Consider the following 25,231-nt stretch of genomic DNA (forward strand, 5'->3'; position numbering starts at 1 on the left):
CAGCCGTCGTCTGTTACTCGACCACGGCGGCCTGATTCTGCATGTTCTCGGCGATGCGCCGGGTCGTCTCCATCACCATATCGATGACCGTTTCCTGACGCAGCAGTTTGAAACTTTGGCTGCTGCCGACGGCCGACAGGCTGCCGACCACTTCATCGATTTCGCGATTGATGATGGGCGCGGCGATACCGGTGAGCCCCAGGTTGAGTTCGTCCTGCGTCAGGCAATAGCCGTCCTTGCGGATCTTCTTCGTTGCTTTGGAAAAACTGGCCCAGTCGTAAGGGTTGTCGGGCGAATTGGCCAGGTGTTCTTCATACAAGCGTTGCAGGCGCCGGCCCTTTTGGAAGGCGATCAGCACCTTGGACTGTGCACCGCGAAAAAACGGCAGCGGTTGGCCGCGCCCAAAAGCAAAGCGGTAGGTGTCAGTGGGTTCGGCGATGTAGGTGTTGATGATGTGGCCGTCATAAAAAACGCTGGCGAACACCGCAAGGCCGGTCTCCTCGGACAGTTCGTGCATCAACTCACGACCCGCCACAAGAATCGGATCGTACTGACGCATCATCCAGTCCAGTTCGATGATGCGCGGCCCCAGGCCGTAATGGCCGGCATCCACTCGGGTCAGCAAACCGGCGTCACACAAATCCTTGACGTAGCGGTACACGGTTGCCCGCGACAACCCCATGCGTTCGGCGATGGTGTCGGGGGCGATTTTTAGCGTTTGGGGGCCGAAGAGGTCCAGGACGCTCAGCATTTTGCTCAGACTGCTCATTTTTCTCCTAGTGAGGGAATCGCATGTAGGGGGCGAATGCATGTAGGGGCGAACAGGTACGCACTATAGGTAGGCGAGCCGATCATGGAAAGCCACCGCATTGCAGTGTCTGAGAAATATAACCGCAGATGCGGTTTTTTTAGGCGTTAAAATTACATAAATCTCATAATATGATTTTAATGTAAAAAAATAGGTTGTTTTGTCATCTCTTGTGTGTGATAAATCTCAAACACGACAAGCGTTCGAGCAAGAGGGCCGGATATGAATGGTGCACAACTGATAGTGAGGGCCGCGGCGGCAAGTGGTATCGAATACTGCTTCGCCAACCCCGGGACGACAGAGATTCCGTTGGTGGCGGCCTTGGCTGACGCACCAGCCCTGAAGCCGGTGTTGTCCTTGTTCGAGGGGGTCTGCACCGGCGCGGCGGACGGCTATGGCCGAGTGGCCGGCAAACCGGCGATGACCCTGACTCACCTGGGGCCTGGTTTCGCCAACGGCATCGCTAACCTGCACAACGCCCGCCGCGCAAATACGCCCATCGTCAATGTGATTGGCGACCACGCCTCATGGCACGTCAATTACGACCCGCCGCTGGCCAGTGACATCCAGGCCTTGGCCGGGACCGTCTCTGGCTGGGTGCGAACCTCGCGCACCGCGTCAGGGACAGGGGAAGACTTGCAGGAAGCCGTGCGGGCTGCCTGGCAGGCCAAAGGGCAGATCGCCAGCCTGATTTTGCCCATGGATCTGCAAGCCAATACCGTGGCTCACAAGGGTGACTTCGCAGCGGTGCAGGCGCCGGTTCGGCGTTTCGCCGGTGACCGGATCGAAGCGGTGGCGCAGGCACTGCGTGATGGGCAGCGGCTGGTGTTTATCGTGGGTGATCAAGGGCTGTCCGTTGCCGGTCTGGAAGCAGCGGGGCGCCTGGCCCGACTGCCAGGTGTGCGCTTGTTTGCCGAGACCTTTCCTCGGCTCAGCTACCGTGGCGGCGGTTTGCCGGACCTGGATCGCCTGCCGTATTTCCCGGAAGTGGCCATCGAAATCCTCGACCAATATGACGCAGTCGTTTGCGCCGGCGTGCCGGAGCCCATCAGCTATTTCGGTTACGAAGGCATCCCGTCGCGCCTGGCAGAGCGTGAGCGTTTGCTGTCGTTGGCGGAGGTGGGAGACGACGTCGCCGGAGCACTGACGGCCCTGGCCGACGCTCTCGATGCGCCCGCTTATGTGCCCACGCCAATCGGCGTTGCACTGCCACCCGGCCATGCCGAACTGACACCTCAGTCAGTGGGGCAAGTCTTGGCGGCTTCACTGCCGGACGACAGCATTGTCTCGGTGGAGGGTGGCACCTGCGGCTATCCGTTTTTCACGGCTTCGGCCAATGCCGCACGGCATCGTGTACTGACCAACACCGGTGGCGCGATCGGCCAGGGTATTCCGGTGGGGTTCGGCGCAGCCCTGGCGGAGCGCGGCAACCGCGTGTTCTGCCTGCAGTCCGACGGCAGCGCGCAGTACACCATCCAGACCCTGTGGAGCATTGCCCGCGAGCAATTGCCCGTGGTGATCCTGATTGCAGCCAACCATCGCTACGCGATCCTGCAGAACGAGTTACGCCGCTTTGGCGTGACCGAGTTCGGCCCTGAAGCCTTGAGCCTGACGGAGCTGGATCGCCCACGTATTGACTGGAAGGCGCTGGCCAAAGGGTACGGCGTACCCGCCAGTACGGTGCACACCAATGCCGAACTGCAACGAGCCTTGGCCAATGCCAAAGCCGACAGTGGTCCATGCCTGATTGAAATGGCGCTGTGAAGGAGAGGGCTATGAGTCAGATCCAATTATTACCCGCGGTCCAGGCCTTGTTGTCCCAGCCCGGTCGTCTGTTCCTGGGCGGCACCTGGCAGGACGCGGCCAGCGGTCGCCGTTTTGCGGTGGAGAATCCTGCCACTGAAAGCACATTGACCGAGGTGGCCGAAGGCGGCGCGCGTGACGTGGACGCTGCCGTCGATGCCGCTCGCACAGCGTTCAACGGCGAATGGGCCCGGCAGTCGCCGGCCCAGCGCGGGCTGCTGTTGTTTCGTCTGGCTGAATTGCTTGATCAGCACCGCGAAGAACTGGCGCAACTGATCACCCTGGAAAACGGCAAGCCCATCGCTACCGCCCGTGGTGAGGCGGCGAGTGCGGCGAATATCGTGCGCTACTTCGCGGGTTGGCCAACCAAGATCGAAGGCAGCACGCTGCCCGTATCGCCGGCCAGTGGCGCTCCGATGCTCAATTACACCCTGCGCGAGCCGGTGGGGGTCTGTGCGTTGATCGTGCCGTGGAATTTTCCGCTGACGATGTGCGTGTGGAAGCTCGGCCCGGTGCTGGCAACGGGCTGTGTCGCGGTACTCAAGCCTGCCGAGCAAACGCCGTTGGTGGCGATTCGGTTGGTGCAACTGATCGAGGCCGCCGGCTTCCCGCCTGGTGTCGTCAACCTGGTCACCGGCCTTGGGGCCGAAACCGGCGCGCCGCTGGCCCAGCACCCAGGCGTGGACAAGATCGCCTTCACCGGTTCCACCCAGGTGGGGCGGCTGATCGCTCAAGGCGCCACGAGCAATATGAAAAAGGTGTCGCTGGAGTTGGGGGGCAAGTCGCCCAACATCATCTTGCCGGACGCCGACATCGTGCGGGCCGCCAAGGGCGCTGCCGATGGCATTTTCTATAACCAGGGCCAGGTCTGCACGGCGGGATCGCGTCTGTATGTGCACGCCAGCGTGCTCGATCAGGTCCTCGAAGAACTCCAGCGTCACGCATCCGCCCACGTCCTGGGCCCCGGCCTGGACCCGGCCAGCAGCATGGGGCCGTTGGTGTCGGCGCGGCAATTGAATACGGTCAGCGGCTACCTGCAGCGTGGCCTGGAGGAGGGCGCGGAACTGATCTGTGGTGGCGGCAGGCCTGCCCACCTGGAGCGCGGGCACTTCATTCAACCCAGCGTGTTTCTTGATCGCGCCGAGCGCGCCTGTATTGCCCGGGAAGAAATTTTCGGCCCGGTCCTGACGGTCATGAGCTGGACCGACATCGACGAACTGGTGCTGCGCGCCAACGACTCGCCCTACGGCCTGGCAGCCGGCCTCTGGACACGCGACCTGCGCTCGGCCCACCGGGTGGCGGCGCAACTCAAGGCCGGGTCGGTGTGGATCAATTGTTGGAACGTCGTCGACCCGGCTTCGCCGTTCGGTGGCTACAAGCAATCCGGCTGGGGCCGGGAAATGGGAAAAAACGTGATCGACGCCTACACCGAGACCAAGAGCGTGTTTGTCGATCTCGCCTGAGCTGAATAATCACAAGAGGAACTGCTATGGATCTGGAATTGCAAGGCCGCGTGGCAATCGTCACCGGCGGTGGCATGGGGATAGGCAAGGAAGTCGCACGTTTTCTGTCCCAGGAAGGCTGCAAAGTGGTGATCTGCGCACGTCGCATGGAGTTTCTCCAGCAAGCGGCCGAAGAAATCACCGCCGAGACGGGCAACGAAGTACTGCCACTGTTTTGTGACACCAACCAGATGTCCGCCGTATCGGACATGGTGCAAGCCGCGCACAAGCACTTCGGCCGCATCGACATTCTGGTCAACGGTGCAGCGGCGCCTTCCGGGGTGGTGCGCAACGACATCGAGCACGCCGGCGATGACGAACTGCTGTCTGACCTCAACACCAAGGTGATCGGTTATTTCCGCTGCGCCAAGGCCGTGACCCCGCACATGAAAGCCGGCGGTTTCGGTCGCATCATCAATATCGGCGGCTTGACCGGGCGTGGCAGCAAAGTGCTGTCGGGCATGCGCAACCTGGCCATTGCCCATATGACCAAAACCCTTTCCGACCAATTGGGTCCGTCCGGCATCACCGTCAACCTGATTCACCCTGGCGTGGTGGATACCCCGCATATCCAGGAGCTGTACGAGCGTGAAGGGGTCAAGCAGGGCAAGACTCCGGAGCAGGTCGAGCAAGGCTACATCGACGCGACACCGATTCGCCGCACCTTGGCACCTATCGAAATGGGCTGGCTGATTGGTTTTCTGGCGTCTCCCAAGGCCGGGGCAGTGACTGGGGAGTCCATCGGTATCGACGGCGGCCTGACCCGTGGCATCTTCATTTGAGGAGCAACAGCGATGAGTAACGGAACCCTTTTGGTCGCCACCGTCGGCCAGGCCGTGATCCGCAGCGCCGACGACGGCCGTACCTGGCATCGTCTTGGCCTGGGGCAGGACCTGGAGTTCGATGCGATCACCCGATCCTTGAGCTTTCACCCTGGTACGCCAGAGGTGATTTATGCCGGCACCGACATTGGCTTGTGTGTCAGCCATGACACCGGTGGCCACTGGCAGCAGGTCGACTCGCCCTTCAATGGGCAGACGGTGTGGAAGGTGGCCGTCGACCCGCAGGATGCGCAGCGTATTTTCGTCGGCACCGGTGCGCCGTCGCGTGCCGTGCTGTGGCGCACCCTTGACGGTGGCCAGAACTGGGACCGTGCACCCGTGGATATTCCGGAGTTCTGCGACGGTGTCAGTCGGCCCCGTTTGCTGGCCTTCGCCTATGACCCGACTGACCGCAACCAGCTATGGTTCGGCCTGGAAGAGGGCGGGTTGTTTCACTCCCGGGATGGCGGTGATACCTGGACGCGAGTCGATGATCGGCTGCTGTGGGACTACAACTCGGATGTCCACAACATTCTGGTGCTGCCTAACCATGGTGAAAAAGTCATCGTGGTGGTGTGCGTCAACGCTGTCTACCGCAGCCTTGATGAAGGCCTGACCTGGACCGGCATTGTGGCTCGCGAAACCTTCGGGCTTTACTACGTGCGCGCCATGAATGCGCCGCTGGGCACGCAAAGCAGCCTGTACTTGAGCATTTCCGACGGCACCCCCGGCACCACCAGCAAGGTCCTGGTCTCCCATGACGCGGCGGTCAGTTGGGAAGTACTGCCTCTTCCCCAGCAGCCCAATTCCTGCGTCTGGGCCATCGGCATCAACCCGGCTGACTCTCGGCAAGTCCTCGCCGGTACCAAGTACGGCCACCTGTTCACGTCCGAGAACGGCGGTGTGGGTTGGCAGAAACAGTGGCGTGAGTTCAGTGAAATCGCCGATGTGCTTTGGACGCCCGCCGTGGCGCAGATCAAGGCCGGACACCAGTCCATCGTCAAAAAGAACTGAGGTATCGCGCGATGAAAGTCGAAGTCGTTCGTACTCACTTATCGCTATGGGTGAGTGATCCTGATGTCTCGGCGCGTTGGTACGCCGACATCCTGGGCATGCATGAAAGTGCCCGGGGCGATAGCTGGGTCATGATGGCGTTTGGTAGCAAACACCATGACATCGCGTTGATCCGTGCCGAGCCCGGCGCCCATCAAGGTGGCCTGGGATTGCAGCACTACGGATTGGAAATCGCCGGTGATTTCACCACCCTGCGCCAGCTCTACGGCATGTTGCTCAGCAAAGGGGTCGAGGTGGTGAAGATCACTGATCATGAAATCGGCAACGGTGTTTACTTCAACGACCCCGATGGCAATCGCATGGAATTCTTCCTCGAGACCGAGCACGACGACGCACGGGGCAAGGCCCGCTTCAAGGCGGCCGGCGCGCCGAGCCGGAACTTTGATCTCGACCCACTTTAAGAAGAGAAAAACCTGATGAAAGCGCAAAACTTTGCCAGTTACCACATCCGCAAATGGTACAGCTTCACCGAAGAAACCTTGGCCAACGAAAGCGGGCAACTGGCTGACGGTGAGCCGCTGTTCAAGTACGCCGTCGCTGCAGTGATTCACAACCCGTACGCCGGCCGTTACAGCGAGAGCCTGGCCGAACTGGTGGAACCGTCGCCGCTGCTGGGTGAAGAGTTCGGTCGACGCATCCAGGAACTGGCCGGCGAACACAAGATTGTCAGTTATGGCAAAGCTTGCCTGGTGGGTAGCCAAGGCGAATACGAGCATGGCAACGCGTTTCTCACCAACCCCGCAGCCGATCCGATCCGGGTTGCTTTGGGCGGGGGCAAATCCTGGGTGCCGTCCACGGGCAAACGCGGTGGTCCGGGCGCCACGATCGATGTGCCACTGGCGCACAAAGATGCGCTCTACGTGCGTTCGCACTACGACAGCATCTCCCTGTCCTTTGGTGATGGTCCGTCACCCGATGAAGTCGTGATCATCTGGGCATTCGCCACTCGCGGCCGATTGCATGCGCGTCTTGGTGGTTTGCAAGCCAAGGACATCAAGGGTAACGACGGCCTGGTTTAAGGCCCGGTCAACTGCGGGGGAGTATGCCGATGACTGCACAAAGCTGTTACTTCACCACTGGTTCTTCACTGCGCCTGCATTACCTGCGTTGGGGCAGTGAGCAAGGTATCCCGGTGGTGCTCTTGCACGGACTTCGGGCTTACGCTCAAACCTGGGATTCATTGGTCGAGGCGTTGGGCGATGGTTACTGCTGCTACGCGCTGGATCAGCGTGGCCGGGGCTTGAGTGACTGGGCACCGAGCACCAGCTATCGAACCGAGTCTTATGTCAGCGATCTCGAGGATCTGGTGGCACATCTGGGCTTGCAGCGCTTTGTGTTGGTCGGGCACTCCCTTGGCGGCACCAATGCCCTGGAATATGCGCGGTTGAATCCTGGACGACTGCAGGCATTGATCATTGAGGATATCGGTCCCGGATCGTCGATCAGTGGCGATGGCGCTGCGCGTATTCGTCGCGAGATGAGCCAGACCCCACTGCTGTTTCCAGACTGGGAAAGCGCCCGCAGCTTCTGGCGACAATCGCGCCCCGGATTGTCGGAGCAGGGCTTGGCTTCACGGCTGGCTCACTCCATGAAAGAAACGGACAACGGCATCGTGTGGCGCCACGATCAGCAGGGCATTGCCCAGGCCCGTCTGAGCATAACGCCTACGGATTTGTGGCCGGCGGTGCGAGCTCTGGATTGCCCAACGCTGTTTATTCGTGGGGCTCGCTCAGACTTTCTTCCTGCGGCGACGCTTGCAGCGATCAAGTCTGCCAACCCATTGGCGCAGACTGCTGAGATCGCTGACGCCAGCCACTACGTGCATGATGATCAGGGCGAAATTTTCAACCGTGTCGTGTTGCACTACCTCCAGGGTCTGCCTACACAACAACTACAAGAAATCGGTGAATGACGATGAAGCAGGAGAGAACCCAGGTTGTTATCGTGGGCGGTGGTCCCAACGGGATTACGGCGGCTCATTACATGGGCTTGTATGGTGTCGACTGCGTCGTATTGGAACTCTCCGACGGCATCCTGCCTTATCCTCGAGCGGTAGGCATGGATGATGAAGCGCTGCGTGTGCTGCAGGGGATCGGCGTCGCAGATCTCGCGGTGCGCGACATGATTTGCGATGTGCCGTTGCGTTACTACAACGCTCGCGGTGTTTGCTTCGCCGAGGTCAAGCCAAGCACCGCCCATTATGGCTGGCCGATGCGCAACATTTTCATGCAGCAGATGCTTGAAGGCACCTTGCGTGAGGCGCTGGGAAAATACGCGGGAGTGGAACTGCGCCAGGGGCATGAGATGCTCGACCTGGTGCAGGACGACGAGGGCGTGACCTTGCAGGTTCGGGACGCCTCGGGTGAGCAATACCAGTTGCACGCCCAGTATGTGATCGGTGCCGATGGTGGACGCTCAAGCGTACGTAAAAAGCTCGGTATCGAGTTGTTGGGCATGACCCACCCACGCAAATGGGTGGTGGTGGACACTCGCAACGACCAGCTTGATGCGCCTTACACCGCATTGCATGCCGACCCGCAACGTCCCTTCGTTTGTATCTACTTGCCGTACCGGCAACGTCGATGGGAGTTCATGCTGCTGGAGGGCGAGGATGAGGCGCAGATGTGCGAAGAGGCGACTATCCGGACACTGATTCGTGGGCATATCGGCGACGCGGAGGAACAGCTGGATATCGTCCGCATCCGGGCCTATACACACAACTCTCGGGTCGCCGCTCGATTTGTCGAAGGGCGCGTTGCCTTGGTGGGGGATGCCGCACACATTTCACCGCCATGGGCCGGGCAGGGGCTCAACTCAGGCTTGCGCGATGTCGCCAACGTGGTCTGGAAACTGGCCGCCATCATTCAGGGACGGGCCAATGCGTCCATTCTTGCCAGCTACGATCTGGAGCGTCGTGGTCATGCCACGGACCTGATCGGCCTGGCCGATAATATGGGAGCGGTGTTAGGGCTGACCAATCCGCTGATGGCGGGGGTCCGTGACTGGTTGTTCCAGGCCGTCAACACGGTGGATAACCTGCGCTCACACCTGCTTGAGTTCAAGTTCAAACCCAAAGCGACCATCACCAAAGGGTTGGTTTATCACGAGCGGGCAGAGTTGCTCGAAGGTGATCTGGTAGGCCAATTGTTCGTGCAACCCTACGTAGAAGATGCGCAGGGACAGAGGCGGCGACTGGATGAAGTACTCGGCGACTCTTACGCGGTGCTCGGTTATCGGGTCAATCCGAGTGAGCACCTCAGCGAACAGTCGGCAGCCTACTGGGCGCGCTGGAACACGCAGTTCATTCAGGTCAATCGCTCACGCAGCGGGGAACGTAATCAACCGCTTACCAGTGTGGGAGCCATCAGTGTGGAGGACGTTGATAATCGTCTGGGTGATTGGTTCTCCACGGTACGAGACTGCATTGTAGTCGTGCGTCCCGACCGCTTTATTGCGGCAATCACCACGCCTGAACGGCTGGATAGCGTGCTCGTCAAACTCGCCAGGCAGTTGTCATGAACCAGATTAAAAATAAAAGTCTGATCACGCAGCTGCGCGATGCGACCCGGTCGGCTGTGGCCTTGCCGCCAATTGATCATGAAGCACTCGACGTACTCGACGGTTATTTTCTCCAGTGTCTGGCACTGAACCAGCGCTTGATGTCGGGAGAGAAGTTGACCGGGTGGAAGATTGCATTTTCCGGCGCTGCCGCCCAGAAGCGCTTTGGTCTCAACGAACCGGTTTTTGGTGCATTGACCGATGTCATGCGTGTTGAGGCGCAAGGCTCTGTTGATCTGGCGCTATTGATTCAACCGAAACTGGAAGTTGAGCTGGCTTTTGTCGTGGGCCATTCACTGACTCCAGGGGACTACAGCGATGATGAGATCCTGGCCGCAATCGCCGAAGTCGCGCCGGCCTTTGAGATTGCCGACTGTCGCTGGGAGGGCTGGAGTTTTGGTGCCGGGGCTTTTCTTGCCGACAACGCAGCGGCGGGATTCTACTGCATGGGTCAAGTCCAGAAATTTGATCCGGTTCAACACGCCAGTGTGACCTATAGCCTGGAAAGCGAAGAAATGATGTACGGGGGCGGTGATACTGAAGAGCGAAAGGATACGCCGTTGGTAAACCTGTGTTGGCTGATTCGGCGATTGCTGGCAGACGGTCATCCGCTCGAGGCCGGACAGGTGATCTTGTCCGGGGCGTTATTGCCACCGATGAATATCCAGCCTGGCCAGTATCGGCTACACATGCTTGGCACGGTATTGGCTTTAGGCTTCAAGGCGCCTTCCGGCGCAACCTGACTGACTCTACTGTCATGGATGATCGAGCACTCCAGTATTTGCCGATAAAAAATCACGGCATCTGAGGAAAGATGATCATGTTCACCGAAGTTCGTACGTTCAACGATCCTCAAAAACATGCTGGCTCCATCCTCGGCTGGCAACAGATTTATGACCAGCTGGGGCGTGGTTGTCTTTCCAGCGAGCTGAAGCAGGTTTCGGCGGACCGCTTCCAGATTTTTCAGGAGGTTTTGGACAAGCGTGTTGTCCAGCACGGCTGTGCTCCGAAAGGACGCTTTTGCATCGCCATGTCGCTAGGTTCCGGCAATGCTCCGGTCGTGCAAGGGCACCAAGTAGGGGCACATAGCGTGGTGCTGTTGCGTGATGGTGAGGAGTTTGTCTTGCACGCGCCGGAGGGTACTCATTTTTTTGCGATTAACGTCGACACTGTCAGGTTTGCAAAACTGGCCGCGTTCGAACTCTCGAACGATCAGCTCATACGCTTGAAGTCGGTGCCGCAGATCAACGTCGATGACGCCGTTTTACTGCGCGTGCAGCAACGGATATATCCGCTGTTTCGCCACCTGCTGGAACAGAAGGGCGCAATCAGTGCCGCTTCGGAAAAAATGCTCGAAGACACGCTGCACAACGCCCTCCTTGATCTTTTCAGCAACGCCTCGGATGAAGTGCGTTGTCGTCGGGGCAACTTTGCCGTCAGCGCCTACCTGGTCAAAAAATGCCAAGAACTGGCTGATGCCAGCGGTGACACACCGCTGAGTATCCTTGATCTGTGTGAGCAATTGCGTGTTAGCCGCAGAACGTTGCAGAACAGTTTTCAGGCGGTTACCGGCACGCGTCCGGTCGAGTATTTGAGGAACCTGCGACTCAATGCCGTTCGCCGTCGTTTGATCACCACGCACGCTGCACAGATCAATGTCGGAGAGGTTGCCGTCGAGATGGGTTTTTTTCACCTGAGCCACTTCGCCGCGCATTACCGGGCATTGTTCGGGGAGTCTCCTTCCGAGACTCCGAGGGCTCATATTGATTGACTGCGAAAGCAGCGCAAATCGTGCGCTACAGTTCTGCCGCGAAGGTCTTGGCTTTCTTCGGCGTGACTCCGTACCGTTGCTTGTAGACCTTGATGAAGTGGGAGATATTTTCATATCCCACTTCCGTAGCCGCGTCGGTGACGGAATAATTTTTATCCGTCAATAGCTGGTGCGCGATGTCCATTTTTTTCTCGGTAATCCAGCGGTTCGGAGTAGTGCTGTAGCTGCGCTTGAAGTCGCGGATAAAGGTCGAGACGCTGCGTCCCGTCAGCAGGGCATAGTCTTCAATCTTCAGCTTGTGCGAATAGTACTGCTCCATGAAGTCGGTAATGAGGCGGCGTTTGCGGTTGCCGTCGCCGAACAGTTCGCGCAGGAAACGCAAGGACTTGTCCTGGATGGCGATCAGGTGCAGCAGTTCGAGCAGCTTTAACTCCAGCAGCGCGTCAGAGCCCTGCGCACCCTTGTAGACATAATTCAGCGAATCGATATAGCGCTGAATCTGTTCGTTGGCATGCAGGGTATAGGTGCCGTGCACGTTCTTCTTCTGCTGGCTGTCCGTGTGCGAATTGCCTGCGCCGACCGCATGCGACAGGTACTTGGCGATCAGCTTGTCGTCGAAAAACAGCAGCACCGCCTCGAAGATATCGCTGCCAGTGACGTAGTCCGATACCGTGTACACGCCTTTGGAGAGGAAAATCAGATGATTCTCGTCGACGACATTGGCCATGCCGTCATAGTCGCGAATAATCTGCTTGCCCTGCTTGATGTAGACGATCAACGGCGTGGCGATATAGATCGCCTTGTTTTCCAGGTTCGTTCCAAGCGTTTTATGGAGGATGGACGAGCTACCGTCAGCAAGGACAGGCTTTACGTTGCGCATCGAGTAAAGCGCTGCCGGTACTACTTCGAGTGTCATTGCTATGGTTTCTCGACAAATTGGCCGCCCCATCTGGACAGGCTGGTATCCAGCAGCGCCCGGCCGCTGACGTTACGGCATCAAACTTCGCTGAAGTAGCCACTGACCGGCGCGCTGCTCAGATGCTCGACGATGACGTTCCATTGACCGCTCGAGACTATCTGGTCGACGTGGGTGCTGTGCATTTCACGCGAATCCCAGGCTTCCACCAGCGTGAACGCGAGCGGATTTTCCAAGTGGTTGAGGATCTTGACCGATTGGCAGCCGTCCACCTTCGGCAGATTGATCTTCACGTCGTTCATGATGTCCTTGAACGATTGCAGTTTTTCTTCTTTTACACTAAAGCTGATGACGAGGTTGACGGACATGTTATTTCTCTAGTTGGGTTGACTACACCGAAAGTCCTCTTTCGTTAGAGGTCATTATGTAAATTCCTTTTGGTGTAGATTCGATATGGCGCAACGAATTCGCTATGGAAACAACGACTATATATATAGTCAGAAAATAAAAATGATTAAAAAAAATTAGAAATACCCGATTCCAGTCATTCTGCTTTTTTTTTGCGCCCAGGCCAGGACCGAAGTGTATGTCGGCACCCTGGAACACGTCACTGAAGCAGGCCGCGAAGGCCCGGTGCAAGCTCATCACGGTTGTGCCGGTGCGGGTCTGGACTTAAAGACACCACTGAGAACAAAGGCATAACGTTCCGGGCGGATGTAGAAGGTCGTACGGTCGCAGCAGCGGCCGTCGGCAAACCAGGAGGTGCGCTCCATGACCAGCAGTGCCGCGCCACGTTTGATGTGCAAGGCACTGGCCAGGTTTTTATCGGCTTCTTGCGCGCGGATCGCCAGATCGGCGCGGGTGACCGCCATGCCGGTGATCGACTCGAGAATGGAGTAGATCGGTTGATGCTCGACTTCAGTCCAGACCACGCTGGCCAATTCGGCCGGTAAATGGCTGCGGCCCAGTGCGATGGGTTCGTCATCGACGAAATGCAGTCGTTCCAGAAGCAGGCAGTCGTCCGCTTCTTCAAACAAACCACGCAATGCCTCTGGAACCGGCTGCAGGGTATGGCTGATGACGCGCATGCTCGGTTCGAGCCCTTGCAGCAACAAGGCTTCATGAAAACTGCGCAACGCGTCCAGGCCGTGCCGCACCTGTTTGGCCGCCACGAAGGTGCCCTTGCCTTGTTTGCGCTCGACCACGCCGTCATCGCTGAGCTTGCCCACCGCCAGGCGAACGGTGACGCGGCTCACTGCAAAGCGTTTGCCCAGCTCCGCTTCTGACGGCAGCTTGCCGCTGGGCTCAAAGTCGCCGCGTTGAATCTCTTCCAGCAATTGATGGGCAATCTGTTCGTAGAGTGAGGTGGTGCTGTCGCGAAGAATGGACGTAGACACTGTCGGTTTCCATGGCCTTGGAGGAGGGCGGTGCGCCTTCACTTCTAAGGTTATAAAAATAGGTTATTGGGACTACTTGTATTAATACGTATTATGCCAGGCATTCCCATTGTAAACGACCTGACGACACTTGCCATGTTCAAAACCCTCCCTTACGCACAGCAGCAAGCCGACGCGCTGACGGTCGATGACATCAGCTTCAGCTACCCCAATGGCCATCGCGTGTTTTCCTCTTTCAGTCTGAACGCCAGACCCGGTGAATTCGTCGCGATCCTGGGGCCATCCGGCTGCGGGAAAACCACCTTGCTGAATTTGTTGTCAGGCTTTCAGCAACCCCAGAGCGGTCAGATCAGTATCAACCAGACGGCGGTGCGTCCAGAGCGTTCGGAGTTGGGTTATGTGTTTCAGGCGCCGCAGTTGTTTCCCTGGTTGAGTGCCTTGGAAAACGTCCGTTTCGGCCTGCGGATGGCGGCCCGGATCAACGAATCGCAACAGCGTTCTCAAGCCTTGCAGTATCTGCGTCTGGTCGGTCTGGAGAATGCCGCGCATCGGTTGCCGCATCAGCTTTCTGGCGGCATGCAGCAGCGGGTTTCCCTGGCCAGGACCCTGGCATTGGAGCCCAGCGTGTTGCTGATGGATGAGCCATTCGCTGCACTGGATGCCATCAGCCGCAACAGCATGAACGAAGAGACCTTGCGCATCTGGGCTGAACTGGGTCAGACGGTGCTGTTCATTACCCACGATATCGACGAAGCGGTGTTTCTGGCGGATCGGGTCATCGTGCTCAACATCGCCCCCGGCGGTATCCACAGCGAACTGAATATTCATTTGCCGCGCCCTCGCTCCAACCTGAAAACCCGCCGCCTGCCGACCTTTCTCGATTACCGCAATGAGCTGATGGAGCGCATTTCCCAGGTCATGGAAGTGCCTACAGCCTCCGCTTACCCAACCCGCCAACCTGAGTTGACAGCATGATCAAACATTCGCTGCTTGCCCTTTCCTTGTCTGTTGCCGCCTTGGCCAGCAGCGTATTCGCCGTGGCTGGCGAAGAGAAACCCTTGCGTGTGGGTTACGTATTCGCCATGGCCAACGCCCCGGCGTTGATCGCCGACAAACAGGGTTACTACCGCGAGGAAGGCTTGAATGTCGATCTCAAGGCCTTGGGCGATGGTCCGGTGATCCAGCAGGCATTGGCCGCTGGCGAGCTGGATGTGGCCTATGTCGGTACGCCGCCGGTGTATCAGTGGTTTTCCCGGGGGCTGCAAAGCCGGATTCTGGCCAAGGTCAATTACGGTCAGGCCGCGGTGATTGTCGACGCCAAGAGTCCGGTTACCGCCCTGGATGAACTCAAGGGGAAAAAACTGGCCGGGGTCAAGAAGGGCAGTGGCATGGATGTGCTGCTGCGCGGCTATGTGCTGAAAGAAAAGGCCGGGCTCAATCCTGACAAGGATCTGGACATCATCGACATGCCACCCGGCAATATGAACGCGGCGCTGGAGCGCGGCATTGTCGATGCGGCGTTTTCCTGGGAACCCTTTGTCAGCCAGTCGTTGCTGCGCGGGTCGAGCCGGATTCTGCTCGACGTCAATCAGGCACTGCCGAACTACCCGTGGTACGTGGTGATCGCGTTACCGAAAACCTTGCAGGAACGACCGGACGATGTGGTGAAGCTGTTGCGTGCGCACCGCAAGGCCATCGCCTTTCTCAACGAGCACCCCGATGAGTCGAATCGAATCATCGCCGAGGCGTTCAAGCTCGAGCCGGTGCAAGGTGCTGACGGCAAGACCATCGCCCCGCAAACCATCGTCGCCCAGGCACGTACCCGGTTGGGTTGGTCAGCGGACTTGCAGCCTGCGGATATCCAATTCATCCAGCGCCTGATGAATTACTCCCACGACCTCGGCTTTATCGATACCACGCTCAAGACCGAACAGATCGTGGACACCTCCTACCTGGAAAAAGCCTCGCGCTGAGTCTGTCATGTCCTTGCCAAAACCGAATTGGGGATGGGCGTCGCTGCCATGCCTGCTGTTGATCTGGATGGCCCTGGCCAGCCGCTTTCCCACTTACATCCTGCCGCAGCCATGGGATGTCGCCCGCGAGGCTGTGCGTTGGCTGGGCGACAGTTCGCTGTGGCAGCACCTGCAGGCCAGCGTCCTTGAAGAGGTTGGCGGCTTCTGCGCGGCGGTGATCGTTGCGGTGCTGCTGGGTACTGCCGGTGGCCTGTCTTCGCGGTTTCGCGATTTCATCTCACCGCTCAACAGCCTGTTCATGGCCATTCCGCCGATTGCCTGGGCGCCGCTGATCATGATCATTTTTGGCCTGGGTTATGTCTCCATCGTGCTGGTGATTTTCATTGCCGCGATGTTCCCCATGGCCGTGACCATTCAGGAGGGCGTGCAGAGCATCCGCGGTGGTGAAGTCCGCGCGGCACGCACCTTGGGCGCCAATTCCTGGCAACTGCTGGCTCACGTTTACCTGCCGGCCTCGTTGCCCTTCGTGACAGCGGCCTTGCGCATCGGCTTCAGCCAGGGCTGGAGGGCATTGGTCGCGGCGGAAATGATCGGTGCTTCCCAGGGCATCGGCTGGATGGTGTCGACGGGTGGGCAGATCGGCAACAGCAGCCAGGTGTTGCTGGGCATTGTCGTGATCGGCCTGATTGCCTGGCTGATGGAGAGTTTTGTATTCAGGCGCATCGAGCGTCATTACCAGAAATGGCGAGTGCAATAAGCATCGTCATTTGATTTCAACCCCCTTCAAACCTTCAGTGGACCACTGCACGAGGTGTCATGTGAGTAACGTTTTCGATCCCCGCGAAGCCGGGCATTACATTGCCCCTCAAGGCCTCTACGAACGCAACAAAAGACGCCCGTTTCTGGGCCGCATCCACTGTGATCGTGACACGCTGATTGCCGGTCAATGGGATGAAATCACCCTGGTCTACGAGGTGGGTGGCAGCGGCCTGGCGGACGGCGCCTGGCTGAAACTGGCCTTCAAGTTCTACTCCGACTGGGCCTTGTTCCAGACGTCGAATCCGACTGGCCCCAACTATGTCAGCGCCGAGTATCAAGCCGGCGAGCTGGTCCCCGGTCAGAGCCAGGCCTCTGTGCAGCATCTGAAAGCGCGCTTCGACCAGAAGGGCCATGAACGGCCGTTTCAGAAAGCAATCATCATCGACATCATCGACGGTTACCTGAATCCGGGAGACAAAATCATCATTCGCCTGGGCGATCGTCGTCAGGGCGGCGCGGGTACGCGGGTGCAGAGTTTTGTCGAGAAGGACTTCCGTTTCCGTTTGTTCATCGACCCGCTGGGCAGCTCGAAATTTGCCGAGGTGCCGGGTGATCCGCTGCTGAACATCGTGCCGGGACCGGCGCAGAGCGTGCAGTTGGTCGTGCCTCGTCTGGTCAGCGCGGGTGAGGCGTTCGACGTACTGCTCAGGGTTGATGATGCCTGGGGCAATACCTGCCGCAACTTGCCGCTCAAGGGTGTCCTGACCCTCGTTGACCCTGAAGGGGGCGAGCGACAACAACCGTTCACTTTAGCGACTGAAGGCTGGGCGACTGCCCGGCTTGAGGGTTTTGATCTCGGTGCGGTGGGGGAGTGGCGTTTGTCGGCCGCGGTGGCGGCACCTTTTGTGCGCGCCGCTCAGGCGTTTGTCACGGTCGATCCGGCCGGCACCGCATTGCGCCCGCTGTACGCCGACCTGCATGTGCACTCCGATGACACGGTGGGCACCAACGACACCTTGTACAACCTCAGCTACGGTCGCGATGTCGCCGGGCTCGATGTCCTCGGTTACACCGCCAATGATTTCAATATCACCGAGCAGCGCTGGGATCAGGCGGTCAAGCTGATTCACGAACTCAATGAACCAGGACGATTTGTTTGCTATCCCGGCACCGAATGGTGCGGCAATTCTTGCGCGGGCGGCGACCGTAATGTGGTGTTCCTGCATGACCGCAAACCCGAGTTTCCCTTCGACAATCAAGGGCGATTGGTGCGTTCCTTCGAGTGGAACGAGTTCACCGCCGGCACCATCAAGCCGGGTGCCTGGCCGGTGGATGAGTTGTATGCCGCCTATGCCAAGGACCCCGAAGGGCATTTGATGATGCCTCACGTCGGTGGGCGCCGTTGCAACCTCGACTGGCACCATCCGGAGCTGGAGCGCCTGATCGAGGTCGGTTCGGCCTGGGGGCAGTTCCATTGGGTCTACGCCGAAGCGCTTCAGCGTGGTTATCGGGTTGGCGCCGCGGCCAACAGCGATGAGCATCAGGGGCGTTGCGGCGGCGGTGTTCCGGCCACAGCGGTGTTCGGCTCTCGCGGCGGGCTGACCGGCGTGGTGGCTGAGACCTTCGATCGAGCCAGTGTTGGCAAGGCACTTCGCGCCCGTCGCACTTTTGCCACCACCGGCGAACGTTCATTTGCCAGCCTGCGCCAGGGCCAGCATTTTATGGGTGAGGTTTTCACCGCTGATTCAAATGCCACGCTGGACTATCGACTGCTCGGAGAGGCGGGCTGGGAGCAGGTCGATCTGTTCGATGGCGACAAACTTATCTGGTCGCGCAACCTGCACCAGGAACTGGGGTTTTCCGGCCAGCGCATTCGGCTGCGTTTGGGCGGCGCACGGATCAAGGATCGTTATCGCGGCGCCTATTGGACTGGCGAGATTCGGGTGACGGGTGCGGTCATCAACGGCTTTCGCGCCTTGGGGCTCGATCATCCCGAGCAAACCGTATGGCGCAAGGATGCAACGGTTCTGGCATTTCGCACCGACACCAATGGCGACACCGACAGCATCGAAATCGACCTGTCGCAATTGGCCGGCGCCACGCTGCAGGTTCATAGCCGCATCGATAACTACATCAAGGTTGGCGACCCGTCTGAGCCGCAACCTTACGTGCATGCGCCGACGGTGTTGATGGAGTTGTCCGGCGAAGCGTTGCTGGCGCAATCGCAAGTGATTGAAGAGCTGCCGGGCGCGGAGTTGAAGGTGTCCCTCGAAAGGACAACCGATGCACCGCTGCCTCGAGAACTGCAAGGGCAAATCGAGCTTGCCCGGTTGAATCTGCAACCGGGCCGTGAGCACCCATTGTTCATCTGCGCCCGGCAGCGCGATCAATCCCGAGTCTGGACCTCGGCGCTGTTTCTAACGTTATAAACGGCCATAAAGAAGGGCAGCTCAAAGCTGCCCTTTTCTTAACCTGCTTCTTAGGCCGCGGTAAACAGCTTGTGCGGATCCATGACGAATTTCTTCGGCGCCCCGGCATCGAACTCGTGGTAACCACGCGGCGCGTCGTCCAGGCTGATCACCTGCACACCGACGACCTCGGCAATCTTGATCCGGTCCCACATGATCGCCTGCATCAGCTGACGGTTGTACTTCATCGTCGGGGTCTGGCCGGTGTGGAAACTGTGGGACTTGGCCCAGCCGAGGCCGAAACGGATGTTCAGGCTGCCATGCTTGGCGGCTTTGTTGACCGCACCCGGGTCTTCGGTGACATACAGACCGGGGATACCGATATTGCCGGCGACCCGCACCACGCCCATCAGCGCGTTGAGCACATCGGCCGGGGCCTCGTGCTGCGCGCCGTCATGACCGTGGCCACGGGCTTCGAAGCCGACCGCATCGACCGCACAATCGACTTCCGGCTCACCGAGCAGGTTGGCGATTTGCTCGTGCAGCGGAGTGTCCAGGGTCAGGTCGGCGATCTCGAAGCCCTGGGCCTTGGCATGCGCCAGGCGCAGCGGATTGACGTCGCCGACTATCACCACCGCCGCACCCAGCAGACGGGCGGAGGCGGCAGCAGCCAGTCCGACCGGACCGGCACCGGCGATATACACCGTGCTGCCAGGGCCGACACCGGCGGTCACCGCGCCATGGTAGCCGGTCGGCAGGATATCGGAGAGGCAGGTCAGGTCGCGGATTTTCTCCATTGCCTTGTCGCGGTCGGGCAGCTTCAGCAGGTTGAAGTCGGCATACGGCACCAGCACGTATTCGGCCTGGCCGCCAACCCAGTCACCCATGTCCACATAGCCATAGGCACCGCCGGGGCGCGCCGGATTGACCGTCAGGCAGACGCCGGTGTGCTGTTCCTTGCAACTGCGACAACGGCCGCAGGCGACGTTGAACGGCACCGATACCAGGTCACCGATCTGCACGTTTTCCACGTCACGGCCCTTCTCGATGACCTCGCCGGTGATCTCATGGCCAAGCACCAGCCCGACTTGGGCCGTGGTCCGGCCACGCACCATATGCTGGTCGGAGCCGCAGATATTGGTCGAAACCACGCGCAGGATCACGCCATGGTCAATGCGCTTGCCGCGCGGGTCTTGCATTTTCGGATAGGGAATGGTTTGCACCTCGACCTTGCCTGCGCCGAGATACACGACACCACGATTACCAGACATGATTTCACCTCGCTTTTGTTGTTGTGAGAACACGGCCCTTGTACTGCGAAGGGTCGCGCGGCCTTACAGTGCGGCGGTAAATGTCTTGCGTTTGCACGTGAATGCAGATGGGTTGGAAGTCACCTTCCAACGATGCGTGATAAGCAGTCATCGTATCGATCCTACGCCTGGTGTCAGCACCCTGCGAGGGCATTTAGCACCCAATTACCCCACCGGTTGGCAGGGCTGACGCAGGAGTAGCGGGCGCTGAACGCCGTGTTTGCCCCCCATCAAAGCACAGCGCCAAAATATTTTTATCTGATAAATGTTTTATTGACTAAAAAATAATACCGGGTAATTATTTCCCTGCATCTGCTTTCACGCAGAGTCATTTTGCAGGGGAAACCCGATGAGTCAGAACACCGTGCCGTTGCTGGCCAGTCTTTACATCGAGACGAATGAAGCGTCACTCGACAGGCGCTTGGCGCCTTTGTTTATGCAGGGTTTTCCGGCCGAGCCGAAACGCCGCGTCACCTGGAACAACTGGATGCGTCCACCGTTCAATCAGTGGGGGTTCCGCAATCTGGCGCGCCTGCGTCCCTCCATTGATGTGGAGGCGGGTGGCGGACCGGTCAGCGTCTTGAAGGAAGCGCCACAAGCGCTGGATGAACTGCACTTCGACAGTGAATGTGGCTTGAGCGTCAGTGTCATCGATCATCTGGTGGCCAGTCAGACCGACGCCTTTTTGGTGATGCAGGGCGACACCGTGCTGTTCGAGCGTTACTTCAACGGCCAGCGTCCCCGGGACCGGCACGTCATGTTCTCGGTGACCAAGTCGCTGATCGGCACCCTGGGGGAGCAACTGGTCTGCGATGGCATCCTCAATCCGGAGTTGCCGGCGGCGTTTTACGTGCCCGAACTGTTGGGTAGCGCGTTTGGCGATGCCACGGTGCGCCAGCTGTTCGACATGGCCGTGGGCATCGATTACAGCGAAGTCTATGACGATCCCAACTCCGAGAGCTCGCAGTACGGCTATGCCTGCGGTTTCCAGCCGGCACCTGCGCAGTACGCTCAGTTCGAGTCGCTGTATCAGTACCTGCCGTCGCTGAAAAAACGCGGCAGTCACGGCGGCTTTTTCCATTACGTGACCGCCACCACCGAAGCCCTGGCCTGGGTCATGGAGCGCGCTTCGGGCAAGGCTTGCAATCAATTGCTGCAAGACCTCTGGAGCCCGTTGGGGTGTGAGCGCGACGGCTACTTCATGGCCGACCCTTGGGGGCGTAGCGTCGCCGGTGCCGGTTTCAACGCCACCTTGCGCGACATGGCGCGGTTCGGTCGGCTGCTGGCCAACGACGGTCGCCATGATGGGCTGCAGTTGCTGTCGACCGAGACGGTTGCACGCATCGTTGCCGGCTCCGATCCGGCGATCTACGCCAAAAACTCCGAGTTCTCCCAATGGACGCCTGACGCTTCCTACCGCAGCCAGTGGTACGTCTTCAACGACCACAGCCAGGCGATCATGGCCGGTGGTATCCACGGCCAATACTTGTTCGTCGATAAGCCGTCCGGTGTGGTGATCGTCAAACAGTCATCGCTGACCGAGGCTGTCAGCCCGTTCGATGCTGACAGCGTGCGCATGCTGCGTGCCATCGCCGCGCATCTTCGCCACTGAAACGCCCCATAAAGACAAGAAATTTGCGTCCTATTCGCCTGGCTCGGCCAGGTGTTGGCGGCGCTCTGCGCCGCCATTCACTGCCCTGTAACAACAATAATCACACAGGAGCTTCATATGGTTTTCATGACGCGTTTCTCTCGAACGCTCTTAGCGGTCGGCTTACCCCTGACCGCCCAAGTCGCGCTGGCGGGCTACACCTTCGAGGATGGCAACCTCAAGGGTGAGGTCAACTTCACCGCCGGTGGTGCGACCCTTACCACCCGTAACGTCAACTTCGGCAGCGGCCGCGTCGATGCGCGCAGCGGCAAGAATGGCGGTACGAAAATCGACTGGCAGGAGCTCTACGTCAAACCCGGCGTCAAGCTGGAATACGCCCTGCAGCCAGACTTCAGCCTGTTGGCCGGTGGCTCGCTGGTGGCGGCGACCACCTTTGGCGATGGCGATGCCGGCGGCTTCACTCGCAGCTCTGACGGTAAGGTGGCCACCGAAGAACTCTACGGCGGTTTCCGGAGCGGCGAGTGGACGCTGACTGCCGGTCGCCAGAACTACATGATCGGCACTGGCTTCATCGTGATGGACGGTAACCTCGACCAACTCAAGGACGGCGCCTACTGGCTTGGTCCCAGGACTGCCTTCAAGGATTCGGCCATTCTGGCCTGGGATCATGGCGCATTGAAAACCCAGGCCTTCACCTTGCGGGTCGATGACGATCTGGGTGACTTCCGCATGACCGGCGCTAACCTGGACTACAACCTCGACGACCAGGTGACACTGGGGGCCATGGCGATGAAGGTCAATGCGCTGGGGCCCAAGGGCAGTACACTGCCACGACGCCGGGACGGGATGCAGGTGTACAACGTGCGTGCGTTGAAGGCCAAAGTACCGGGCGTGCCGGACCTGACCCTGAATGCCGAATACGCCGTGGAGCGGGGCAGTGGTGAAGGCGTGGATTACGATGCCAACGCCTGGTACGGTCAGGCGGATTACGCCTTCAACACGTTGCCGTTGACCCCGGTGATCGGCTATCGCTACGCCAGTTTTTCCGGCGACGACAACCTCGCCGACAACCGGCAGAAAGCCTGGGAGTCACTGAGCAAGGGCTTCGTCGACTGGAGCACCTGGCTGGTGGGGGATGTCGTCGGCAATTACCTGCTGTTCAACAGCAACGAAAACGTCCAGCAGTTCTCGCTCAAGACCCACCTCAATGAAACGCTGACCCTCGGTGCGATCCACTATCAGTTCTGGCTGGATGAGAAAAACTACATGGGGGCACCCGTCAGCGATCGGCGCTTTGCCGATGAGAGTGTGGTTTTCCTCGACTGGACCCCGACGCCGTCGTTCTATACGTCGCTCTCCTATAACTGGGTCAAGCCGCTGGCCGCCGCCAAGCAAGTGTTCGGCGATGACCAGAAATTCAGCGCGCTGGAACTGTACTTCACCTACCGCTATTAAGTGCCGCGAGCCTTCGCGGCCGCGCAGGAGTGCTTCACCATGAACACGTTTTTGCGTAACACCTTGTTGGGCGCTGTAGTGTCGTTGCTGGCCAGCGGTGTGTGTCTGGCTGAAGAGCGCACGGTGCGGATCTACAACTGGATCGAATATTTGCCACCTGAGATTCTCAAGAGCTTCCAGGAGGAAACGGGCATCCGTCCGATCTACGACGTTTTTGACAGTGTCGAAACCCTGGAGTCCAAACTGCTGACCGGCAATTCCGGGTATGACGTGGTGTACCCGGGCAGCGCCAACCTGAGTCACCTGATCGCCGCCGGTGCCGTCCAGCCCCTGGACCGCAGCCAGCTGCCGAACTGGCAGCACCTGGACCCGGAGTTCATGAAAACCCTGGAAGCTGCCGGTGATACTGGCAACCGCTACGCGGCACCGTACCTGTGGGGCACCACGCTGATCGGCTACAACGTCGACAAGGTTCAGCAAATCCTGGGCGCCAATGTGCAGATGAACACCTGGGACATGATCTTCAAGGAAGAGAACCTCGCCAAGCTGGCCAGTTGCGGTGTCGGTTTCCTCGACGCGGCCAACGAAATCGTGCCCATCGCCTTGCACTACAAGGGCCTCGACCCCAACAGCCAGAAGCGCGAGGACTACCCGCAGGCCCAGGCGGCGATGATGAAGATTCGCCCGCACATCACCTACTTCAACTCCTCACGCTACGGCATGGACCTGGCCAACGGTGACATTTGCGTAGCCGTCGGCTGGTCGGGTGGCGTGGCGCTGGCCAAGCAACTGGCCGATGCGGCCGGCAAGGGCGTCAGGGTGGAGATGGCGTTACCCAAGGAAGGCGCGCCGATGTGGTCGGATGTGATGATGGTGCCGGCCAACGCCCCCCATACCAAAGAGGCCTATGAGTTCATCAACTACATCCTGCGCCCTGACGTCATTGCCCGGATCAGCAACAAGATCGGTTACCCCAATCCGAACAAGGACGCCACTGCACTGGTGAACGCCGAGATCCGTAATAACCCCAACATGTATGTGCCGGACGAAGCGCGCAAAACACTGTTCGCTTTGGAGCCCATGCCGGCAGCCGTGGAGCGGATCCGCACCCGCACCTGGACCACCATCAAGACCAATCGCTGATCATCGTGGCCCGGCGTCGCGACGCCGGGCTCGCCAGCAATGACGCGCCTCGCGCTATAGCCTGCAGCCAGTCTGGGAGGAGGCTGGCGTTCTCAGGCCCGCATTCCGTAAAAGAGCAGCTCGGTGATACGCCTTACCTGGGCGGAGTGTGACTCGATGTCCGGCTGTTCCTGGTTGACCAGCCTGAACAACTGCAGGTGTGAGTAGTCGTTCAACAGGAAGGCGGCCAGGTCAACGTTGAGGTCGGCGCGCAGCTTGCCGGCCTGCTGCAGTTCTCTGAGCAACCCGCTGATTTCAGCCCTGAGTGCATCGTTCATGGCGCGATAGCCTTCGGGCAGTTCGTTGTCGCCGCCAAACAATATCAGTGGCAACAGTTCACGCCAGAGACTGGGATGCATGACTTCCAGGGCGTAACCAGTCAGCAGGCGTTCCAGGTAGCACAGGGCCTCGACCGGATCTTCTATTTCAGGAATCTGGCAGCGGGTGTCCTTGAGTGCGCGCTGGTCGGCGTCGTGCAGGATCTCCAGGATGATTTCCTGCTTGTTGCCGAAGTACTTGAACACGGTAGGCGCCGACACCCCAGCCTGGTTGGCGATCTGTTCGATGGTGGTGTTCTGGAAACCTTGACGCTCGAACAGTTCGATCGCTGCCTTGCTGATGGCTTGGCGTCGTTCGACCTTCTGACGTTCACGCAGTCCGCTCACGGTTGATCCCTTGTCGCGATGAATAAAAGGGGGCGCATGTCGCCCAATCGTCCATGCAAAATACTTAATCGAGTAAAACTTTTAAAGCGCTAATTTCTGTAGTGCGCGTTTATCCCGCAAGCGAAAAGTCTCGTTGGCTGATGGCGAGAGTCCTCAGGCTATATAGTTAATTTCATTAATCTTTTACGCATTGTTCAGCGTGCATTGACCCGCCTGA

At 59.2% G+C, this 25,231-nt stretch carries 23 protein-coding genes; 17 read left to right on the plus strand and 6 right to left on the minus strand.

Features of this window, described 5'->3' with window-relative positions; translation table 11 throughout:
- Positions 1 to 13: 13 nt before the first annotated feature.
- On the minus strand, positions 14 to 769 hold the full coding sequence (locus ACEN9A_RS12325; RefSeq protein WP_258673774.1) for an IclR family transcriptional regulator: 756 nt from the start codon (positions 767 to 769) through the stop codon (positions 14 to 16).
- Between the two features lie 261 nt (positions 770 to 1,030).
- Here ACEN9A_RS12325 and ACEN9A_RS12330 point away from each other — a divergent pair, with 261 nt between their 5' ends.
- The 10 genes from ACEN9A_RS12330 to ACEN9A_RS12375 all read left to right on the plus strand — a co-directional run bounded on the left by ACEN9A_RS12330 (position 1,031) and on the right by ACEN9A_RS12375 (position 11,337).
- Positions 1,031 to 2,572, plus strand: a complete 1,542-nt coding sequence (locus ACEN9A_RS12330; RefSeq protein WP_258673775.1) for an acetolactate synthase large subunit — start codon at positions 1,031 to 1,033, stop codon at positions 2,570 to 2,572.
- Positions 2,573 to 2,583: 11 nt separating this feature from the next.
- Positions 2,584 to 4,074 (plus strand): aldehyde dehydrogenase family protein, encoded by a 1,491-nt coding sequence (locus tag ACEN9A_RS12335; RefSeq protein WP_258673776.1) that lies wholly within the window; start codon positions 2,584 to 2,586, stop codon positions 4,072 to 4,074.
- Positions 4,075 to 4,100: 26 nt separating this feature from the next.
- The gene (locus tag ACEN9A_RS12340) at positions 4,101 to 4,895 is read left to right on the plus strand and encodes an SDR family NAD(P)-dependent oxidoreductase (RefSeq protein WP_258673777.1); all 795 of its coding nucleotides are present in this window, start codon (positions 4,101 to 4,103) and stop codon (positions 4,893 to 4,895) included.
- A 12-nt stretch (positions 4,896 to 4,907) separates the two neighbouring features.
- On the plus strand, positions 4,908 to 5,948 hold the full coding sequence (locus ACEN9A_RS12345) for a YCF48-related protein (protein ID WP_258673780.1): 1,041 nt from the start codon (positions 4,908 to 4,910) through the stop codon (positions 5,946 to 5,948).
- Between the two features lie 11 nt (positions 5,949 to 5,959).
- Positions 5,960 to 6,409 (plus strand): VOC family protein, encoded by a 450-nt coding sequence (locus ACEN9A_RS12350; RefSeq protein WP_258673781.1) that lies wholly within the window; start codon positions 5,960 to 5,962, stop codon positions 6,407 to 6,409.
- A 15-nt stretch (positions 6,410 to 6,424) separates the two neighbouring features.
- On the plus strand, positions 6,425 to 7,027 hold the full coding sequence (locus ACEN9A_RS12355; RefSeq protein WP_258673782.1) for an amino acid synthesis family protein: 603 nt from the start codon (positions 6,425 to 6,427) through the stop codon (positions 7,025 to 7,027).
- 29 nt (positions 7,028 to 7,056) lie between these two features.
- On the plus strand, positions 7,057 to 7,920 hold the full coding sequence (locus ACEN9A_RS12360; RefSeq protein WP_258673783.1) for an alpha/beta fold hydrolase: 864 nt from the start codon (positions 7,057 to 7,059) through the stop codon (positions 7,918 to 7,920).
- 2 nt (positions 7,921 to 7,922) lie between these two features.
- On the plus strand, positions 7,923 to 9,527 hold the full coding sequence (locus tag ACEN9A_RS12365) for a bifunctional 3-(3-hydroxy-phenyl)propionate/3-hydroxycinnamic acid hydroxylase (protein WP_258674176.1): 1,605 nt from the start codon (positions 7,923 to 7,925) through the stop codon (positions 9,525 to 9,527).
- Positions 9,524 to 10,309, plus strand: coding sequence for a 2-keto-4-pentenoate hydratase (locus ACEN9A_RS12370; RefSeq protein WP_258673784.1), 786 nt, complete (start codon positions 9,524 to 9,526; stop codon positions 10,307 to 10,309). Before ACEN9A_RS12365 ends, ACEN9A_RS12370 begins: the two co-directional genes overlap by 4 nt.
- A gap of 77 nt (positions 10,310 to 10,386) precedes the next feature.
- Positions 10,387 to 11,337: a helix-turn-helix domain-containing protein gene (locus ACEN9A_RS12375; RefSeq protein WP_258673785.1), complete on the plus strand. Its 951-nt coding sequence runs from the start codon at positions 10,387 to 10,389 to the stop codon at positions 11,335 to 11,337.
- A gap of 25 nt (positions 11,338 to 11,362) precedes the next feature.
- On the opposite strand, the gene ACEN9A_RS12380 is transcribed toward ACEN9A_RS12375, so the two are convergent.
- The 3 genes from ACEN9A_RS12380 to ACEN9A_RS12390 all read right to left on the minus strand — a co-directional run bounded on the left by ACEN9A_RS12380 (position 11,363) and on the right by ACEN9A_RS12390 (position 13,650).
- Positions 11,363 to 12,253, minus strand: coding sequence for a helix-turn-helix domain-containing protein (locus ACEN9A_RS12380; RefSeq protein ID WP_258673786.1), 891 nt, complete (start codon positions 12,251 to 12,253; stop codon positions 11,363 to 11,365).
- A gap of 80 nt (positions 12,254 to 12,333) precedes the next feature.
- The gene (locus ACEN9A_RS12385; protein ID WP_258673787.1) at positions 12,334 to 12,621 is read right to left on the minus strand and encodes a putative quinol monooxygenase; all 288 of its coding nucleotides are present in this window, start codon (positions 12,619 to 12,621) and stop codon (positions 12,334 to 12,336) included.
- Between the two features lie 276 nt (positions 12,622 to 12,897).
- Complete coding sequence (locus ACEN9A_RS12390) at positions 12,898 to 13,650, minus strand: GntR family transcriptional regulator (RefSeq protein WP_258673788.1); 753 nt, start codon at positions 13,648 to 13,650, stop codon at positions 12,898 to 12,900.
- A 135-nt stretch (positions 13,651 to 13,785) separates the two neighbouring features.
- On the opposite strand from ACEN9A_RS12390, the gene ACEN9A_RS12395 reads away from it, so the two are divergent.
- The 4 genes from ACEN9A_RS12395 to ACEN9A_RS12410 all read left to right on the plus strand — a co-directional run bounded on the left by ACEN9A_RS12395 (position 13,786) and on the right by ACEN9A_RS12410 (position 18,811).
- Positions 13,786 to 14,625, plus strand: a complete 840-nt coding sequence (locus ACEN9A_RS12395; RefSeq protein ID WP_258673789.1) for an ABC transporter ATP-binding protein — start codon at positions 13,786 to 13,788, stop codon at positions 14,623 to 14,625.
- Positions 14,622 to 15,623, plus strand: coding sequence for an ABC transporter substrate-binding protein (locus tag ACEN9A_RS12400; RefSeq protein WP_258673790.1), 1,002 nt, complete (start codon positions 14,622 to 14,624; stop codon positions 15,621 to 15,623). Before ACEN9A_RS12395 ends, ACEN9A_RS12400 begins: the two co-directional genes overlap by 4 nt.
- Positions 15,624 to 15,630: 7 nt before the next feature.
- Positions 15,631 to 16,380: an ABC transporter permease gene (locus ACEN9A_RS12405; RefSeq protein ID WP_258673792.1), complete on the plus strand. Its 750-nt coding sequence runs from the start codon at positions 15,631 to 15,633 to the stop codon at positions 16,378 to 16,380.
- A 61-nt stretch (positions 16,381 to 16,441) separates the two neighbouring features.
- A complete protein-coding gene (locus tag ACEN9A_RS12410) occupies positions 16,442 to 18,811 on the plus strand; it encodes a CehA/McbA family metallohydrolase domain-containing protein (RefSeq protein ID WP_258673793.1) in 2,370 nt (789 codons plus the stop codon).
- Between the two features lie 50 nt (positions 18,812 to 18,861).
- Here the strand turns inward: ACEN9A_RS12410 and fdhA are convergent, their stop codons facing one another.
- Entirely contained in the window at positions 18,862 to 20,061 is a 1,200-nt protein-coding gene (gene fdhA / locus ACEN9A_RS12415; protein ID WP_413388489.1) for a formaldehyde dehydrogenase, glutathione-independent, read from the minus strand.
- A gap of 388 nt (positions 20,062 to 20,449) precedes the next feature.
- Here fdhA and ACEN9A_RS12420 point away from each other — a divergent pair, with 388 nt between their 5' ends.
- The 3 genes from ACEN9A_RS12420 to ACEN9A_RS12430 all read left to right on the plus strand — a co-directional run bounded on the left by ACEN9A_RS12420 (position 20,450) and on the right by ACEN9A_RS12430 (position 24,310).
- A complete protein-coding gene (locus ACEN9A_RS12420) occupies positions 20,450 to 21,712 on the plus strand; it encodes a serine hydrolase domain-containing protein (RefSeq protein ID WP_258673794.1) in 1,263 nt (420 codons plus the stop codon).
- A 117-nt stretch (positions 21,713 to 21,829) separates the two neighbouring features.
- Entirely contained in the window at positions 21,830 to 23,167 is a 1,338-nt protein-coding gene (locus tag ACEN9A_RS12425; protein ID WP_258673795.1) for an alginate export family protein, read from the plus strand.
- 39 nt (positions 23,168 to 23,206) lie between these two features.
- Positions 23,207 to 24,310: a polyamine ABC transporter substrate-binding protein gene (locus ACEN9A_RS12430; protein ID WP_258673796.1), complete on the plus strand. Its 1,104-nt coding sequence runs from the start codon at positions 23,207 to 23,209 to the stop codon at positions 24,308 to 24,310.
- Between the two features lie 92 nt (positions 24,311 to 24,402).
- Here the strand turns inward: ACEN9A_RS12430 and ACEN9A_RS12435 are convergent, their stop codons facing one another.
- Positions 24,403 to 25,014, minus strand: a complete 612-nt coding sequence (locus tag ACEN9A_RS12435; protein WP_258673797.1) for a TetR/AcrR family transcriptional regulator — start codon at positions 25,012 to 25,014, stop codon at positions 24,403 to 24,405.
- Between the last annotated feature and the right edge of the window lie 217 nt (positions 25,015 to 25,231).

The sequence above is a fragment of the Pseudomonas sp. Pseusp18 genome (assembly GCF_059506005.1).